The organism is Psychrilyobacter sp., from assembly GCF_037132775.1.
In the GTDB taxonomy this organism is placed as follows: domain Bacteria; phylum Fusobacteriota; class Fusobacteriia; order Fusobacteriales; family Fusobacteriaceae; genus Psychrilyobacter.
This window is the reverse complement of the sequence record NZ_JBAHZY010000142.1, coordinates 1-17,554: the sequence shown is the minus strand read 5'-3', so window position 1 is coordinate 17,554 and position 17,554 is coordinate 1. Positions and strand designations below refer to the sequence as shown.

At 32.2% G+C, this 17,554-nt stretch carries 16 protein-coding genes and 1 other RNA gene; 13 read left to right on the top strand and 4 right to left on the bottom strand.

Going from position 1 to position 17,554, the window contains the following annotated elements; genetic code table 11:
• Positions 1–29 precede the first annotated feature (29 nt).
• From V5784_RS10940 to V5784_RS10925, 4 genes are all read right to left on the bottom strand, one after another.
• Positions 30–1,193 (bottom strand): amidohydrolase, encoded by a 1,164-nt coding sequence (locus V5784_RS10940; protein WP_336889056.1) that lies wholly within the window; start codon positions 1,191–1,193, stop codon positions 30–32.
• A 34-nt stretch (positions 1,194–1,227) separates the two neighbouring features.
• Positions 1,228–2,724: a D-alanyl-D-alanine carboxypeptidase/D-alanyl-D-alanine-endopeptidase gene (gene dacB, locus V5784_RS10935; protein ID WP_336889055.1), complete on the bottom strand. Its 1,497-nt coding sequence runs from the start codon at positions 2,722–2,724 to the stop codon at positions 1,228–1,230.
• On the bottom strand, positions 2,721–3,635 hold the full coding sequence (locus V5784_RS10930; RefSeq protein WP_336889054.1) for an LD-carboxypeptidase: 915 nt from the start codon (positions 3,633–3,635) through the stop codon (positions 2,721–2,723). The genes dacB and V5784_RS10930 overlap by 4 nt, the downstream gene beginning before the upstream one ends.
• 340 nt (positions 3,636–3,975) lie before the next feature.
• Positions 3,976–6,060 (bottom strand): DNA topoisomerase, encoded by a 2,085-nt coding sequence (locus V5784_RS10925; RefSeq protein ID WP_336889053.1) that lies wholly within the window; start codon positions 6,058–6,060, stop codon positions 3,976–3,978.
• A 255-nt stretch (positions 6,061–6,315) separates the two neighbouring features.
• Between V5784_RS10925 and V5784_RS10920 the strand changes: the two genes are divergently transcribed.
• The 13 genes from V5784_RS10920 (at position 6,316) to V5784_RS10860 (ending at position 17,428) form a co-directional block, all read left to right on the top strand.
• Positions 6,316–6,966 carry an ATP-binding cassette domain-containing protein gene (locus V5784_RS10920; protein ID WP_336889052.1) on the top strand — a complete coding sequence of 217 codons (651 nt, stop codon included), beginning with the start codon at positions 6,316–6,318 and terminating at the stop codon, positions 6,964–6,966.
• On the top strand, positions 6,959–7,810 hold the full coding sequence (locus tag V5784_RS10915) for a permease-like cell division protein FtsX (RefSeq protein ID WP_336889051.1): 852 nt from the start codon (positions 6,959–6,961) through the stop codon (positions 7,808–7,810). Before V5784_RS10920 ends, V5784_RS10915 begins: the two co-directional genes overlap by 8 nt.
• 4 nt (positions 7,811–7,814) lie before the next feature.
• Positions 7,815–8,933, top strand: a complete 1,119-nt coding sequence (locus V5784_RS10910) for a peptidoglycan DD-metalloendopeptidase family protein (protein ID WP_336889050.1) — start codon at positions 7,815–7,817, stop codon at positions 8,931–8,933.
• Positions 8,934–8,980: 47 nt separating this feature from the next.
• The gene (locus tag V5784_RS10905) at positions 8,981–9,775 is read left to right on the top strand and encodes an NAD(+)/NADH kinase (RefSeq protein ID WP_336889049.1); all 795 of its coding nucleotides are present in this window, start codon (positions 8,981–8,983) and stop codon (positions 9,773–9,775) included.
• Positions 9,769–11,427: a DNA repair protein RecN gene (gene recN, locus V5784_RS10900; RefSeq protein ID WP_336889048.1), complete on the top strand. Its 1,659-nt coding sequence runs from the start codon at positions 9,769–9,771 to the stop codon at positions 11,425–11,427. Before V5784_RS10905 ends, recN begins: the two co-directional genes overlap by 7 nt.
• A 4-nt stretch (positions 11,428–11,431) precedes the next feature.
• Complete coding sequence (locus V5784_RS10895) at positions 11,432–12,289, top strand: tyrosine-type recombinase/integrase (RefSeq protein WP_336889047.1); 858 nt, start codon at positions 11,432–11,434, stop codon at positions 12,287–12,289.
• 67 nt (positions 12,290–12,356) lie between these two features.
• Positions 12,357–13,250, top strand: coding sequence for a GTPase Era (gene era / locus V5784_RS10890; protein ID WP_336889046.1), 894 nt, complete (start codon positions 12,357–12,359; stop codon positions 13,248–13,250).
• Between the two features lie 79 nt (positions 13,251–13,329).
• Positions 13,330–14,112, top strand: a complete 783-nt coding sequence (locus V5784_RS10885) for a Cof-type HAD-IIB family hydrolase (protein ID WP_336889045.1) — start codon at positions 13,330–13,332, stop codon at positions 14,110–14,112.
• A gap of 158 nt (positions 14,113–14,270) precedes the next feature.
• Positions 14,271–14,810: an outer membrane beta-barrel protein gene (locus tag V5784_RS10880; protein WP_336889044.1), complete on the top strand. Its 540-nt coding sequence runs from the start codon at positions 14,271–14,273 to the stop codon at positions 14,808–14,810.
• 204 nt (positions 14,811–15,014) lie between these two features.
• Positions 15,015–15,461, top strand: coding sequence for an SsrA-binding protein SmpB (smpB, locus tag V5784_RS10875; RefSeq protein ID WP_336889043.1), 447 nt, complete (start codon positions 15,015–15,017; stop codon positions 15,459–15,461).
• A gap of 34 nt (positions 15,462–15,495) precedes the next feature.
• Positions 15,496–15,843, top strand: a transfer-messenger RNA (tmRNA) gene (ssrA, locus tag V5784_RS10870).
• 143 nt (positions 15,844–15,986) lie between these two features.
• Positions 15,987–16,289, top strand: a complete 303-nt coding sequence (locus V5784_RS10865) for a hypothetical protein (protein ID WP_336889042.1) — start codon at positions 15,987–15,989, stop codon at positions 16,287–16,289.
• A 140-nt stretch (positions 16,290–16,429) separates the two neighbouring features.
• A complete protein-coding gene (locus tag V5784_RS10860; RefSeq protein ID WP_336889041.1) occupies positions 16,430–17,428 on the top strand; it encodes an N-6 DNA methylase in 999 nt (332 codons plus the stop codon).
• The last annotated feature ends 126 nt before the right edge of the window (positions 17,429–17,554 follow it).

Genomic DNA, 17,554 nt, shown 5'->3' with positions numbered 1-17,554 from the left:
TGATACCTTTTTTAGTTTTTGTATAAAAATTATACCGACAGAACATTCAAAATCTGAATAGCAACGCCTAAATGCAAGGCATCTTCATCTATATCAAAACAGTCATTGTGAGCTAATGCCGTTATCCCTTTTTTTTCATTTTTTACTCCCAGATTAAAAAATACTCCTGGTATTTTTTCTAAATAATATCCAAAATCTTCTACACCCATATTAGCCTTTTCTTTTTCTAGTACATTCTCTATGCCTAAAATATCCGTGGCAGATCTTCTGACTAAATCTACCATCTTATCGTCATTGATAAGGGGGGAGTACCCTTTCCCAACCTTTAATACACCCTTTCCACCCATGGAAACAGGCAAGGTATCCACTAAAATTTTTAATTTTTCTTTGACAGACTCTCTGATTTTAGGATCCAAAGTTCTTAAAGTCCCTACTAGTTTAACAGAATCTGCTATGATATTGGGTGCTGTTCCTCCCTCTATCATCCCAATGGTCAACACTACACTGTCTCTAGCATCTATCCGGCTTACTATTGACTGCATAGCTGTTATCAATTGAGCTGTTATCATAATTGCGTCTACTCCATCTCCGGGATATGCCCCATGGGCAGACCTTCCCTGAACCTCTATCTCTATCCTATCTGAAGAAGCATTCATCTGTTTATACCTATATTCCACACTCCCTTTGTCTATTAGGGAACTCACATGCAATCCAAATATAGCATCCACCCCTTCTAAAACACCTTCTTCAATCATAGGCTCAGCTCCTCCTACAGTTTCTTCTGCAGGCTGAAATATAAACCTGACATTTACACCTAATTCATCTTTTTTTTCACTGAGTATTTTAGCTACTCCCAAAAGAATAGTAGTATGTGCGTCATGACCACAGGCATGCATAACTCCGTGATTTTTAGACCTGTAAGAAACATCATTTTTTTCCAAAATAGGAAGGGCATCCATATCAGCTCTAAGAGCTATAGTTTTAACTGCATCTTTTCCCTTTATCTCTCCCACTACTCCTGTTTTTGCCATCTTTTTATATAATACCCCAAATTCATCCAAATACTCACAAATTTTTCTCTGGGTACGAAATTCCTCCATCCCCAACTCCGGATACATATGAAAGTCTCTTCTGACTTTAGATAACCAAGGAGATATCTCTTTAGCTAATTCCAAAAATTTATTGCTGTCCATAAAAAATAACCTCCAAAAAATTTAAATTTTTATTTTACTTCAAATAATAAATACTCTCCATCAGTTCCTCCATTTTTTTAGATATTTTGGCTTCGCTCATCCCGTGATGATTTATTATTATAGAAAAAGCCAGCAGGTCACCATCAATATTATGCAGGTACCCACCATAAGATTTTACTCCTGTAAGAGTCCCACTTTTCCCATGTAGATTATCTACTAAGGCTGTCTTCTTTTGAAACTTTTTAAACGTTCCACCCTTTCCAGGTTCAGCCAGTGAATCATAAAAACTAGAAAAATTTTCTGAGTTCCACATATATTTCAAAACCTCTACAAGGGTATCAGGAGTCACTCCATCGTAACGGGATAAGCCACTTCCATCATATATATATAGTCCCCTTGCAGGTATACGATTACTCCAATATCCCTTCATTGTCTCAACACTATTTTTCTCTATGTCTTTATTTTTCTCCTTTAACTTTTTCTCTACCTCTATCTTGAGATGTTCTGCAAATAGATTTACACTATATTTATTTGTATAAGCTATGATCTTTTCCAACTTAGAAGAACACTGGGTATAGATAAGGTTATTTTTATTCACAGCCTTATCATTTTCATTCCTTACCCTGCTTCCATTATTTTTTATACCTTCTTTTTTCAAAGTATCAGAAAATATTCTAGCCAAGGCAAAAGCTGGATCTTGCATCACTGTATTATATGAAATTATTGGTTTATTCATAGTTCCCAGTACAATTATTTCATTGCTGTAAGGAGGTACTACCAAGGTTATTTTAGATGGTTTTTTATCATCTCCTATAACTCTATTGGTTATCACAGTATTTGTATATGGTGGGGATATACTTGCCCTAATATTTTTATCTTCCCTCTGGAGTGTCAATCTGATACTGTTATCCAAAAAAGTAAGTCCACTAGGTTTGGATGCAAAGGTATACCTCAGATCCCCCCATTCCCATGTTTGAGACAGGGTTGTTTCAGGATAATAAGATGGGTCGGCTACTATTTCCCCACTAATTTTTTTTATTCCCATGGTTTTAATTTTTTCTATCCATATATTTAAAAATTCCAGCTGTTTCTTTTTTTTCTCTACTGTTATCCTTTGAGGGTCTTCTGTAATCAGATATTTAGACCCTAGAGTAGGGTCACCACCACCAACAATATAGATATTTCCGTCTAAAGTCCCATCTAACCCTATCTTCCCGTCATAGGCTAGGATAGTTTTAAATCTATAATCTTTTCCCAAAACTTCCAAGGCTATTCCTGTTGTGAGTAATTTCATATTAGAAGCCGGTACCAAAGATCTATCGGAATTTAATTTAAATAAAGTTTTACTGGTTTCTAAGTTCACAACTTTTATCCCTAGGCTGGCATTTTCTATTTGAGGTAGGTGAATAAAATTATCTACTGCTATCTCTGTCTTAGATTTTATTGGAACAATTGGGGTATCTGCACTCCTACACGAAATTATAGACACCAAAATTATGAGTATAATTAACTTTTTCAATATATTTTTCATCTGACCGCTCCCTCTAAACTCCTAATAGTTAATCTATCACAATCTATCTCTATCTCTATCCCTAGAGGGAGAGTTACCATGGGTTTACAGTGGCCAGATTTAAAATTATAAATTATAGGAATACCTAAGCCCTTTAACCTGTCCTCTACTAGATCCATAAGGGGCATGTCGTATTCCGATGCAGGAAGACAGTTATTAAAATCTCCCAGAATAATTCCGTTTAGTTGATCTAGTTTTCCTGAATTTAAAAGTTGAGTAAGAGCACGATCGATCTTATATGTGGGTTCTCTGATCTCCTCTATAAACAATATTTTCCCTTCAAAATCAAGTTCATTAGGAGTCCCCATATCCCCCATAATGGTGGTTAAATTACCTCCTACAACGATCCCACAAGCCTTTCCTCCTGTTATAGATCGGAGTTTCACGGTATTTATTATCTCCCTAGGCTGGGTATTTTCCACACTTTCTCTAAATGAATCTACGGTAATTTTTTCTATATCAAAAAAATTAGAAGTTGCCATGGGACCGTGGAAGGTAACTAAACCAGCCTTTTGATTCAATGCACTATGAAGTGTTGTAATATCACTGTACCCTATAAATATCTTTGGATTTTTCTTTATCATCTCGATATCTAAGTCCTCCACGATTCTAAGGCTTCCATATCCACCACGAAGACACATGATTGCATCTATCTCTGGATCTTTAAAAAAATTATTTATATCCGATACTCTGTTTTTATCTGTTCCTGCAAATGAATGCCAAGTATCAAAGATATGTTTTCCAAATTTCACCCTATATCCCAAATTTTCTAATTTTTTTTTTGAACTCAGCACCTTATCTTTAGAACCAGAATTAGCAGGAGCTACTATTCCTATGGTATCTCCTTTTTTCAACTTTTTTCCCTTTAACATCTCTATCCCCCTCTATGACAATAATAAAACTTTACATCCTTTCAAAAATAGGTTATAATTCTTTTGAAGTGTGTTAGCGACATTATGGTGGAACTAATGCTGAACCAGTAAACTTTTCTCAAAAGGTTTGCTGGTTCTTTCATTTTATACACTTATCTAGGCTTGCCACTTTTGGGCAAGCCTTTTTTTTGATTACTAAATTGAGTAATCAATTCCCTGGAAATACAAATCATTTAACAACTATTTCAAAGTAAAATTTACTTATGAGCACTTTTTATCCCCTTTGTCTCATTTTTTTTGTCTATTTCTCCCTATAGTAATAATAAAACTTTACATTTTTTCATTCACTAGGAAAATATTTTTCTAATTTTAAATTTACGTATTTACCTGTATCCTCTAATTTAAATTCAGCTGAATATATCTTTTCATTTTTACCCTTTATCTTCTTTACGAGGATAGTTTCTCCTTTTATTAATTTTTTAGCTCTGGTTTTGGATATTTTCACCTCGATAGATTTATACCTACTCTCTTTCCAGATGGTAAAGTTACACGGTGGTATATCTCTATAACCTACACATGAAAATCCCTTGCTATTTTCATATATATCTTTGCTGCACCTGGGGCAAACTCCAACTACCTCCAGATCCAAATCATTGTATACTCGCGGGATCTCTATATTTTGACCTATAATTTTTTGTAATTCCTCTGTGACCAGATCAATAGTTTCCTGGATAGTGCTGTTTCCCTTATAGACTTGCTTTAGAAGTTTTGAAAATTCCACTGTTTTAGTCTTATACAGATCTACATTTAATTTATTCAGAGTTTCTATTACTTTCACTCCCAATGGTTCTACCGAAAAATTAGATTTTTTTTGGGATATATACTCATATTTTTTAGCATTTTCTATAATCCCGGTTCGAGTAGCCTCTGTCCCTATCTCGATCCCTTTTAACATGGCTTTATACTCATCTTCTTCAGTATCAGTAGATTTTTTAAACGGATTTTTTAGGTGGGCTGCCAACTCTCGTTCCGATACTTTTTTAGGAGGTTTAGTCTCCTTTAATATCTTTTTAAAATCTACCTCAAATCTATCCCCTTCTACAAAATTTGGTAACTTATTATCAAAGGTAGCGGGCTCATACCTGTAAAATCCCTCTTGAACCACACTTTCACCAGTCAGTTTAAACCTGTCTTTTCCTACGCCGATAGTTACAATTACCTTTGCGGTTATGGTTTCCCCTGCTACAAAGTTAGATAAAAATCTATGAAGTATCGTTTTATATATTATTAATTCCCTATCTCCTAAATTATTTTTAGGAAACTTCAATGTCGGGATTATTGCACTATGACTTTCCACCTTATCATCATCAAATATTTTTTTACTGTCTTTAAATTTTAAATCATGATTTTTTGACATGGCTTTTAGAAGTTGTTTTACTTTTGCTTTTTCATTTACTGCCAAATACTCTGTATTTGTCCTGGGATATGTGACATATCCATTTTCATATAATTTTTGAATTATTTCCAAAGAACTCTTGAAATCTATCTTATTTTTTCTAGATAATTGAGATTGTAATGTAGACAGTGAGAATAGTTTAGGAGGTTGTTTTTTTATCTCCTTATTCTCCTTAAACAAAACTTTACCTTTTTCTTTATTTAATTCCTCACATTTTTTATCGGCTTTTTCCTCTGAGCTATTTTTACCTACTAAGGAAAACTTAGTAGGCAGGGTCAGTTTAAATTTTATTTTATCCTTTTCACACTGACTCTCCAGTTGAATATATTTTTCTTTGACGAATTTATCTATATCCATGTCTCTGTCATAGATAAATTTTAATACAGGTATAAGTACCCTTCCTACCGGCATCAATTGACCACTTTTTAGGGTGATATATCTGGTTAAATTTATACCGAAAAGCCAATCCATCACAGTTCTAGAATACCCCTCAAAAGCTAACCTTATATATTCACTGTCAGGTTTTATATTTTTAACTTCCTCTATGATAGTCTCCTTGGTTTGTTCTGGCAGCCACAACCTGTATACCTCTTTTTTGACCTTAGATTCTTTTATAATCCGATCTATTATTATTTGTCCCTCTCTGTCTGCATCTCCGCAATTAATAATGCCCTCTACATCTTCCCTCTCCATAAGATCTTTGAGGATTTTAAATTGTTCGGCTACTCCCCTACTTTCCTTTAATTTAAATTTAAATTTTCTAGGAGTAAAGGGTAGTTCTACATCCTTCCACTTCATCTTCTGGCCGAAATAATCATCTACATTTGATAGCTCAAACAGATGCCCGAATGCCCAAGAAACTATATATTTTTCCCCTTCTATATATCCATTCCCTTTTTTTTTGAGTCCCAATGCACCGGCGATGTTCCTTCCTAAGCTAGGTTTTTCTGCTATAATTAATTTTTTCATATTTTCTCCTTATAATTCTTGGTCCAATTAATAGTTAAATTTAAAACCTTTTTCAGACACAGATCTTTAAAATCTAATTTTCCGTTGAACTTATCGGTTCCCCTTTTAATTTTAAAGTATTGTAAGATTTAAATCAAGGAAAAAAGAAAATTGACCTTAACCTTCTAATATTGATATAATTTAAGGATAAACGGGTAGTTATTTCCTATCTGTATTTTTTCAGTAATCAACTCTTGTTTCATAGGAGAATTTAATATGCTAAAATTTAAAAATATAACTACTCACGAAAAGAAACCCTGTCTCAACAATTTAAATTTAAATATTTCAAGCGGAAAGTTTGTCCTTTTAAATTATAGATCTAAAACAGAAAAAAACAAGATGATTGATTTAATATGTCAACTAGATACTCCTAAATCCGGTAGGATAATAATAGGAGGTAAAAACCTTGCTAAATTCAATTGTCGTTCAAAAATAATCCACAAAAGAATAGGTATTTGTTTTGAAGATTTTAAACTCATACAAACTAAGGATGTTCTGGCAAATATCATCCTTCCTTTAGAGATCCATACAAATTTATCTCCTAAGAAACTCATTGAAATAGTTGAGAAACAGTTAAAAAATTTCGGTCTTTTGGAGAAAAAAAACAACTCTTTAATTACTCTTAATTTAGAGGAAAAACAAAGGCTTAATCTTGCCAGATCTCTGGTGTTAGATCCTGAACTCATCATCTTAGATAACCCTCAAATTCATCTAAACTTTGAAAAAATTGAGAGTTTGATGAAATACTTCCAAGATCTTAATAAGAAAGGTAAAACCATAGTAATCTTTACCAACAATAAAAAAATCGAAAATATGATAGATTGTGATAAATATATTCTAGAGAAGGGAGCAATATCTAATGTTTAAAAAAATGCGTCAAATGAATATCGAGATAAATGAATTAATTCAAAAAAATCTAACCTACTATACCCTCAGCTTCACCACTTTGATCTTTGCATTTTTATTTTTTAATATAAGCGTTATCTCCATCTATAATATCTATCAGAGTAATAAAACTTTAAATAAAAGTTATACTCTCAGCATATATCTAAATAATAACGTTTCTCAAAACAGTATTGAAAAAATCGAAAAAAATATTTTGAGCCTTGATGGTGTTGAAAAAATTAGCTATATAAATAAAGAATTAGCCTTTAAAAAATTGGCTATTCAATTGGGTCTCAGTAATCGTGGGATAGGCAACCCCCTCTTAAACTCCTTTGTCGTAAAAACTGCAGGAGAAAAAAATCTAAATAAAGCAAAAGTGATCATCGATGAGATCGACGGTGTAAAAGAGGTTGTAATCAATAAAAAAAGGGTCACTCTACTGGATGAAAAAATAAAAAGAAATCATAAGCTTATAATCGGATTACTTCTTATCACTTTTCTGCCTATAAAAATAATGATATTTAATATAATGCATAGCAGTGTCGTCAGTCAAAATCACGATATAGAAGCTAAATTATATTTAGGTATGGAAAAAAAAGAGATCTTAAGGCCCTATTATTTTATAAATAATATAAAATTTATATCAGCAGCGATTATAGGCAGTTTAATTTTTTTAAATCTCTATGAATTTATTCGTAACGAGATTGTGGGATTAAATTACCTAGTTTCTACTATCCAGGCTGGAATCGTTGTAGGAATCATCATCATCCTAGTCAGTCTAATTTTTCCATTTCTATCTTTTAACTTGATCAAGGTTAAGAGGTAGGTCTATGAAAAAACTAATATTTTTACTGCTCACAATAATTATTACCACAAATACATTTTCTAATAGTCTGGATGAAAAAAAAAACCAGATCAATCAGATTGAAAATGAGATCAAAAAAAAGGGTGAAGAGATTATAAAAAACACTCAAAAAATCAAGATTATAGATAAAAAAACCGAAACACTGAAAGAACAGATAATCCGTGTAGAAAAAGAATTAAAAATTATTGAAAGTGAAAAAAAACTCCTAAAGGAAAAAATTGATGTGGTTAGCAGGAAGATTGATTATGGTAAAAGAAATCTAAAATTCAGCTCTAAAGAACTGATTAGTATAGAAAATGATTATGTGGCTATGCTTCGATCATGGCAGAAAAAAGAGATAAGTGCTGAAATCGTCACCTATAACTTCAAAGAGATCCTGAAAGCCAATCAAGAGAGGCAGGAGGAGATAAAGAATGTTCAAAATAACATAAAAAAGGTCAAAGAAGATATCGAGAAAGAGCAGAAAAATCTAAAAAAACTCCAATCTCAACTGGCTTATAAAGAACGTCAGCAAGAGAGCAAGGTGAGACAACACAACAATCTAATCGTTCAATACAATAAAGATAAAAAAATAACAACAGCCAAAACAAAACAAGCTAAAAATACAATAACCAATCTTCAAAAACAAAAAGCTGCCATTGAAAAAGAGATCAACAATATAATCAAAACCAGAACCAAACAGCTAGGAAATGTAAATTACTCAACTATTGCTAAAAATTTGGGAAGTTTTAAAAAACCTATCTCTGGACGGATTGTAGTTGGATTTAATCAATCTAAGATAGGAGGAATCCGTAGTTCTGGACAAGAGATCCAAGGGAATTTAGGAGACCGAGTCATTGCAGCAAATAAAGGAAAGGTTATCTATGCAGGTAAATTTATGAATATGGGAAAAGTTGTCATGATAGATCACGGATATAACTTGATCACTATCTATGGTAATCTGATCTCTAATTATGTAAAGTTAGGACAAACAGTGAGAAAGGGCAGTGAAATTGGAATTTTAGGACTTAACTTAGACGGAAGATCATATCTTTACTATGAGACAAGATTTAACCTGAAATCATCTAATCCAAACAACTTCTAAAAAAATTAAAATATACATTTAACCAAAAGTCATATAGGGGGAACAAAATGAAAAAAAAGGTATGTATCATATATAATACCTCTAAAAAAGATGCAATAAAATTTTATGAAGTGTCCAAAGAATTCTTTGAAAATTGTGGTATAGAGGTCCAAACAGGGATAGAAGGGTCAGCCTTTGTTGTGGTGATCGGTGGTGATGGAACTCTCCTACAGGCCAGCAAAGATATAGCTTTTCACAATAAATTTGTCATCGCTGTAAATATGGGAAGCCTTGGATTCCTTACGGATATAAGGAGAATTGAAGCTCTTCAAGTTTATGAAGATGTCTTGATGGGGAACTATAAATTAGAGGAAAGGAGTATGTTAGAGGTGGAAGTTAAAGGGAAAATATATACTGGACTCAATGAGGTAGTTCTTGCCAAGGGAGGAATCCTTCAAAAGTTAATCAGGATTAGAGCTTCAGGGGAACATTATATCAATACCTACAGGGCAGATGGATTAATTGTTGCTACTCCCACGGGATCGACAGGCTACTCTCTTTCCGCAGGAGGACCTATCATCAGACCGAATTTACATGTCCTTTTAATTACTCCCATCGCTCCACATAATCTCAGCACCAGACCTATAATAGTAGATGGTAAAGAGGAGATCACATTAAGATTAGAAGAAAAAAAAGGTTCAGCTTATGTAGCTGTCGATGGAGATGATATCATCGAGGTCACTAAAGATGATCCCATTAAAATAAAATTTTCAGATAAAAAACTAACGTTAGTGCTGCCAAAATCAAGAAATTATTATTCTGTTTTAAGGGAAAAATTAAAGTGGGGAGATAAGATATGTTAAGGGAACTTCGAATTGAAAATTTAGCGATCATAGATAAATTAGAATTAGAATTTCAAGATAAATTAATAACTCTTACAGGTGAAACCGGTGCAGGAAAATCTATTATCCTTACAGGTATCAACCTCCTTATTGGTGAAAAAACTAATATGGAGATGCTCCGAGATGGAGCTGACTATCTTCTAGCTGAAGGTGTATTCGATGCCAATGAAAATCAGGTCAAAGAACTTCGTGAGATGGGAATAGATGTAGAAAATAATGAGATAATCGTCCAGAGAAGGATGGAATCTAATGGTCGTGGAAAAGCCTTTTTAAATGGCAGAAGAGTACCTCTAAGTAATCTCAAGGAGATCATGGGGAGCTTGGTAGATATCGTAGGACAGCACTCCCATCAGATGCTTCTTCACAAGGGAAATCATATAAAATTAATTGATAAATTTTTAAATAAAGATGAACACCTTATTCAAAATCAACTAGGAGTTATTGTCTCTAGCTATGAGGATATCCACAGACTCCTCATACAGCTTTCGGAAGCAAGAAATAGTATCAAAGAAAAAAAGGACCTCTATGAATACCAGTTAGCCGAAATTGAAGAAGTTAACTTAGCTAAAAATGAGGATGAAGGATTAGAGGATGAATATAAGATCCTTTTTAATGCTGGTAAAATTACTGAAAAACTAAAAAATTCTTACTATAGTATGAGCGACGGGGAGGTAAATGTAACATCTTTACTCCACAGTGTGAAAAAAAATATGGAATCCCTCTCCCAATATGGAAAAGATTATGAAGCTATCTTTGAAAAAGTAGAAAAAATCTACTATGACGTTGAGGATCTCACATATAACATAGAAAACATTCAAGATAGTATGGATGTAAATGAATATCAATTAAATGCTATAGTAGACAGATTAGACCAGATAAATAAACTCAAGAAAAAATATGGGAAAGATATCTCAGAAATTTTAAGCTACCGGGATAAGATTAAAAAGGAATTAGATCTTTTGGATGAAAGTGATTTTGAGGAAAAAAAATTAAATAAAAAAGTGGAAGATCTCCTAAAAAAATACAAGGAAGTAGCGACTAAATTATCTGCTGTCCGTAAAACAAAAGCTAAACTCATAGAAGAAAACCTAACTTCTGAACTTAACTATTTAAATATGAAGGATGCCAGGTTTAAAGTCGATTTTAAAGTCAATAAAAAAATCTCAAGATCAGGAATGGATATAGTGGAGTTCATGATAGCTCCTAATTTAGGACAGGAGATGAAACCTCTTGCCAAAGTAGCTTCCGGTGGAGAGATGAGCAGGATCATGCTGGCTCTAAAAGTAATATTTTCAGCTGTAGATAATATTCCTATACTGGTCTTTGACGAGATCGATACTGGAGTAGGGGGAGAAACGGTGAGAAAGATAGCCGATAAACTATATGATATTGGAGAGAATGCTCAGATCATATGTATAACCCATTCCCCTACAATAGCAGCCAAGGCCAGCCAGCAATTTTATATTGAGAAAAAAAATTTTCAGGGAAGAACTATCGCCACAGTAAAAAAATTGAATCCAGAAGAGAGGATAGATGAGATAGCACGAATGTTAGCAGGAGATCAAGTCAGTGAAAGTGTGAGAAATCATGCTAAAGATCTGCTGAGGGGGTGAGAAAATGCTCAGCAAGGTACCGGGATTCAAAGAATTTGAAAAACACATGAAGAACAGCAGTTTTAGTTATAATAGCTGCGAAGCCTACAAAAAAGATATCGATGATTTTTTTATCTTTGTCACATATAAACCTCTCAATGAAATAGAAGAAGAAGATATCTTAAACTTCATAAGAGACCTAAAAAAAGTCTATTCCAACAACAGTATCAACAGAAAAATAATATCTATTCGAGGTTATTTAAAATATTTTTACAAAAATGGTATAATTGATAGTCTGCCTATGGAGAAGATAAAAAATCTTCCTCCTAAAAAAAGAACTTTAGAGATATTAAGTTTGGAAGAGATCAATAGGTTAAGGGAGGTTATGGACGACTCTCCCAAAGAATACAGGGATAAGATCATCTTGGATATTCTCTATGATACTGGTATTTTAATCTCAGAGGTTTTAGATCTCAGGTGTGAAGATTTGATCTCAGAGGATTATAAAACTATCACTCAAATTAAGGGAACCAAGATAAACAAGATTCCTTTAGATGATTCTTTAAGTGAAAGATTACAGATATTTATAGATGAAAAAAGAGATGAGTTGAGAAACAGAAATACCAAGATATTTTCTAGTATTTCCAGGCAAAATTATAGAGCTCGATTGATAAAATATGGCCTAAGAGCTAGTTTAAACAGAGAAATATATACCCATATGATCAGAAATTCCGTATTAAAAACCATCTTAGATACGCAGGGAGCCCATGTGGTAAAGGATCGGATGGGATATTCAACCATTCAACATACGAGTCTTTACAGCAGTAGAAATACAGGACAGATCAAGAAAAAATATATGGAGATAGGAATCGGAGATGAGTAGGACCCTTTCCTCTAACGTAATGGCTTCGAAGGAAAAAATTAAAATTAAATAGAAAAAAGGAGATTTAATGAAAGCAGGATTTATAGCAGTAGTAGGAAGACCAAATGTAGGAAAATCTACATTGATGAATAAGATAGTAAATGAAAAGGTAGCCATAGTTTCTAATAAAGCTGGGACAACTAGAGATTCAATCAAAGGGATATTGACTATCCAGGATACACAATATGTATTTATTGATACTCCGGGAATCCATAAACCTAAACATCTTTTAGGTGAACATATGACCAATACAGCCATCCGTGCACTCAGAGAAGTAGAGGCAGTTCTGATGGTATTAGATGGAACTCAAGAGATCAGTACAGGGGATCAGTTTGTTTTTGATAAAATTATGAAAGCTCCTAATACTCCTAGAATTGCAGTTATCAACAAGATTGACCTTCTGACAGATGTAGACATCGAGGAAAAAATAGGAGAGATCAAAGCAAAATTAGGACATTTCCATAAAATAGTGACTATGTCAGCTGAATATGCTATTGGTATCCCTAAATTACTCGAAGCTATCGATCCATTTCTAGAGGAAGGAATCATGTACTATCCAGAGGATATGTATACTGACATGCCTATATATAAGATGATTATAGAGATTGTCAGAGAAAAAATATTAACTAGAACTAGAGATGAAATCCCTCATTCTATCGCTGTTGAGATCATCAACGTAGAGAGAAGGGAAAATGGTAAGGATAAATATGATATCAATATCTATGTGGAGAGAGATTCTCAAAAAGGAATAGTTATCGGTAAAAAAGGTGCTCTTTTAAAGGCTGTTGGTACCGAGGCCAGAAAAGATATCGAAACTTTACTCGAGAAAAAAATCTACTTAAACCTTTGGGTAAAAGTTAAAGATAAATGGAGAAAGAAAAAACCATTCCTTAAGGAAATGGGATATAACTTAGACGAATAAAAAAAAGGAGGATTTCCCTCCTTTTTTTTGCTAGGTATAGACATATTATTGGTGCAGTTATTAACAGATAGGAGGAGAGATGATAAAAGCAATTATGCTCGATCTAGATGGGACATTATTAGATAATCTTCATAGGATTAGCGACACAAATAAAAAAATACTAAAAAAATTAGAGGATAAGGGAATAAAGATATTTTTAGCCACTGGGAGAAGCTATGAGTCTATGAGATCATACCATGAGGAACTTAACTTAACTACTCCTGCCATCTGCTATAATGGTGCCAAAATAATCTATTCCCATGGAAATGAAAAGGAATACCCAGTAAAAGAAAGACCACTCCAAATATTGATAGATATTGCAAGAAAGTACAAGACTCATTTAAATATATATCAACATGAGATCTGGTACTCTGAAAATATTAAAAATGAAGAAACTAAAATATATAGAGAAATTTCAGGATTAAAACCTGTAGAAAAAGATTTTGACAGCTTAGATGAGATGTTTTCTACAAAGGTTCTATATATAGGGGAACAGGAAAAATTATTAAAGATAGAAAAAAATATAAAAAACAAATTAGGAGATAGTGTTCACACTACTTTTTCTAAACCATTTTTCTTGGAAATTTTAGATGGGAATGTCAACAAGGGTACCGCTATGAAAAATATCATGGAGGAAGAAAATATTCCCCTATCTCAAGTTATAGCCTTTGGAGATGGATTGAATGACAAGGAGATGCTAGAAACTGCCGGTATTGGAGTAGCAATGGATGGTGCTTTCGACGAATTAAAACAGGTCGCTGATCATGTGACTACCTCTAACAATGAATCGGGAGTAGGAGAATTTTTGAAAAAATATTTATAATAGATATAATAAAATATAGATCTATTTCAAGACAGGGAGCTAATGAGGTACACAAATGTTTGATTAAAACAAAAGAAAATGGTATTATATTGTAAGTACAATTGTAATAAATGAGTTGCTTTTGTGTTGAATTTTTAATTTATGGGGAAAGTTTAGGCATGAAAATATTATTCATATTAATCATCTTATCAACTGCATCATTTGCTGAATCTAATTTTTATATAAATTCAAAAGTTGGTATAGATATAATATCTGGATATGATAGAATCTCTGATGACAGTGGAAAAACACTCTTAAACGGTAAAACAAAAAAAATCGGTGGAGAGGTAGCAATAGAGGGATATAAAATTTTAAATGAAAATATAGATTTAGGTTTAGGTGTGGCTTACCAAGTTCATGCTGGCAGAAAAACTTTTGCTTATACAAGTAATGTAGATACCTCAGGTGTACAATATACTTCTATTCCTGTATACCTAACCAGTAGATACAATTTTCTTTTAGATTCAGAAGCAAGACCATATTTAAAGGCAAATTTAGGATATCCGTTCAATTTTAATTCTTCTGATTTAGAAACAAAAAATCCAATTGATGATAGGACAAAAAAATCCAATAAAGGTAAAAGGTGGTTTATACTGGGGGATAGGTGCTGGGATGGAATACAAAAATTACACTATAGAGTTAATTTATGCAATCAATAAATGTAAAATCTCAACTAAAGACAACGATTCCAGAGAAAGAGCTGACTATGACAGAATTTCTCTTGCTATTGGTTATAGATTTAATTTTTAAAAAAGCAGCATGTAGTTGCTTTTTTTTTGACCATAAATTAGTATTGATTTATAGAAGCAGTTGTAAAATATAGGTATATATAGTATACTATCCTAGTAGAATGAGGTGATATTATGGCATTGGCTAAAAATAAAAAAGCGTTTCATGAATATTTTATAGAAGATAAACTTGAGGCTGGAATAGAATTAATTGGTAGTGAGGTAAAATCTATAAAGGCTAGTCAAGTAAGTATCAAAGAAGCTTTTATTAGAATAATAAATGGAGAGATCTTTATCATGGGTATGAGTGTAGTTCCCTGGAACTTTGGGAGTGTATATAACCCCGAAGAAAGAAGGGTAAGAAAACTTCTTATTCATAAAAAAGAAATTGCAAAACTTCATGAAAAAGTATCTCAAAAAGGATACGCTATAGTACCTATCTCAGTATACCAAAAAGCTGGAAGGATCAAGATCGAGATAGCTCTCGGTAAGGGTAAAACAAACTACGATAAAAGAGATACTCTAGCAAAGAAAGATGCAAAAAGACAGATTGACAGAGCTCTTAAAGATACATATAGATAAGATATATGGCTTTAATATAAAGGTTCAACATTAAGGGAGTGCACTGGTTTCGACAGGGGCATTAGGTTATAGGAAGCAAGTCAGGTTGATCGCTGTGAGAGGTCAAACCCATTTTTTAAATGGAAACGAAAATTACGCAATAGCTGCCTAATAGTGCAGCGTGTTCTACCTTCCTAAGGCCTGTGCAGGTCGGTAGAACATAATTAACATCAGGCTTACCAATGGTTTCGTCATTAAACCTGCGGGACATCTTTAATTGACTGGTATAGACTGGTCCTGTTTGTGAGACGAGCTTATACGAGACTAATTCACGAAATAAACTTGTAGAAACCTATAATACTGGTGTTTTTGGACACGGGTTCGATTCCCGTCACTTCCACCAACAAATCCACGACTGCAAATGTTCTAGAAGTTTGTAGGAGTTTTAAATATGTAGAGAGCTAAGGTTAGCCTTAGCTCTTTTTAATTGGCAAACTCAGAGAAAAGTAATATAATAACCTTATATCACTTTACTTGGAGGAACTAATGTATAAAATTTGTAGAAATTTAGATGAAGCATTTAATCAGTTTAAGAAGATTGTTTCTATTTACGAATCAAAAGAAAAAAAAGCAATCATCAATGAATATAATGAAACTCAAGTGAGAACTGACTTTATAAACCCTTTTATTAAATCATTAGGGTGGGATTTAGAGAATATTTATGATGAAAAAAAATATTCAAAGAGAGATGTTATAGAAGAACCTCAATTGAAACTAAAAAAAGAGGCTAATGAAAAAAAAATCCTGACTATAAAGTTAGAGTCTACGGTAAAACTAGGTTTTTTATAGAAGCTAAAAAGTTCAAAATAAATTTAGAGAAAGATAAAAAGTCTTGTTATCAAGTAAAAAGGTATGGCTGGAATGCTTCATTAGATATATCAGTATTAACAAATTTCAAACAGATCGCAATTTATGATTGTAGACAACAAATGTTTGAAAATGAAAATCCAAGTCTTAATAGATTTAAATTTTATAATTATAAAGACCTTTTAAAAAAAGAAAAGTTCAAAGAATTATATAAAATTTTATCTTATGAAAATAATTATAACCAAGAATATTTATTAGAAAATTTTAATAGTCCAACAACAAAAAGTGAACTCTTTACAGATCATTTTTTAAATAACATAAGAAAGTTTAGAAAAGAAATTGCACAAAACATTATGGATAATAATAGTTTTGATATAGAATCCATATCTTATTTAACAGAAAGGTTAATAGATAAAATTGTTTTTTCAAAAGTTTCTTTTGATAGAGAATTACAAGGATTTAAGAGTTTCAACACTATAAAAACTTTTAAAGACTTTAATATTTTTATAGAGAAAGTATATAAAATTTGTCCTATAGAAATTTTAAAGGCTGATAAAAAAACTATAATAAATGATAAAATAATTGAGGATCTTTTAAATAAACTTACATATGAAAATTCTCCATATGATTTTTCAGTAGTTGAAGCAAGTGTTCTAGGAGAAATATACGAACAATATCTTTGTGAAAAACTAGAAATAAAAAACAAAAAAATAAATGTAGTCTTAAAAGAGGAGGTTAAATCTAACGGCATAGTTTACACTCCTTCAAATATTGCTAATAAAATAATAGAGTTAACTTTAAGAGATGATTTTATTTTGAATAAAGAGCAGAAAGTTTTAGATATTTGCTGTGGATCAGGTACTTTTTTAATAGAAGTCTATAAATGGATATGTGATGAATACCTTGATTATTATTATTCAAATAACAATAATCATAATATCGAGATGACTAAAGAAAAAAAATTGAAATTAACTTTTGAAGAAAAAATTAAAATATTTAAGTTACATATATTTGGAGTAGATATAAGCCACGACTCATTAGAAGTTACAAAATTAAATATTTACTTAAAAATGTTAGAGCTAGAAGAAAAAATACCAACTAAAACTTTAAAAGGTGTATAATCATTTCAAGTCGACCACTTGAAATAAAAAAAGACCTTTTTTCATAAAAACCGATATAATGTAGTTACGACAACAAACATTAAAGGAGTTAATTTATGAAAAAAGGATATAAACATTTTAGCATAT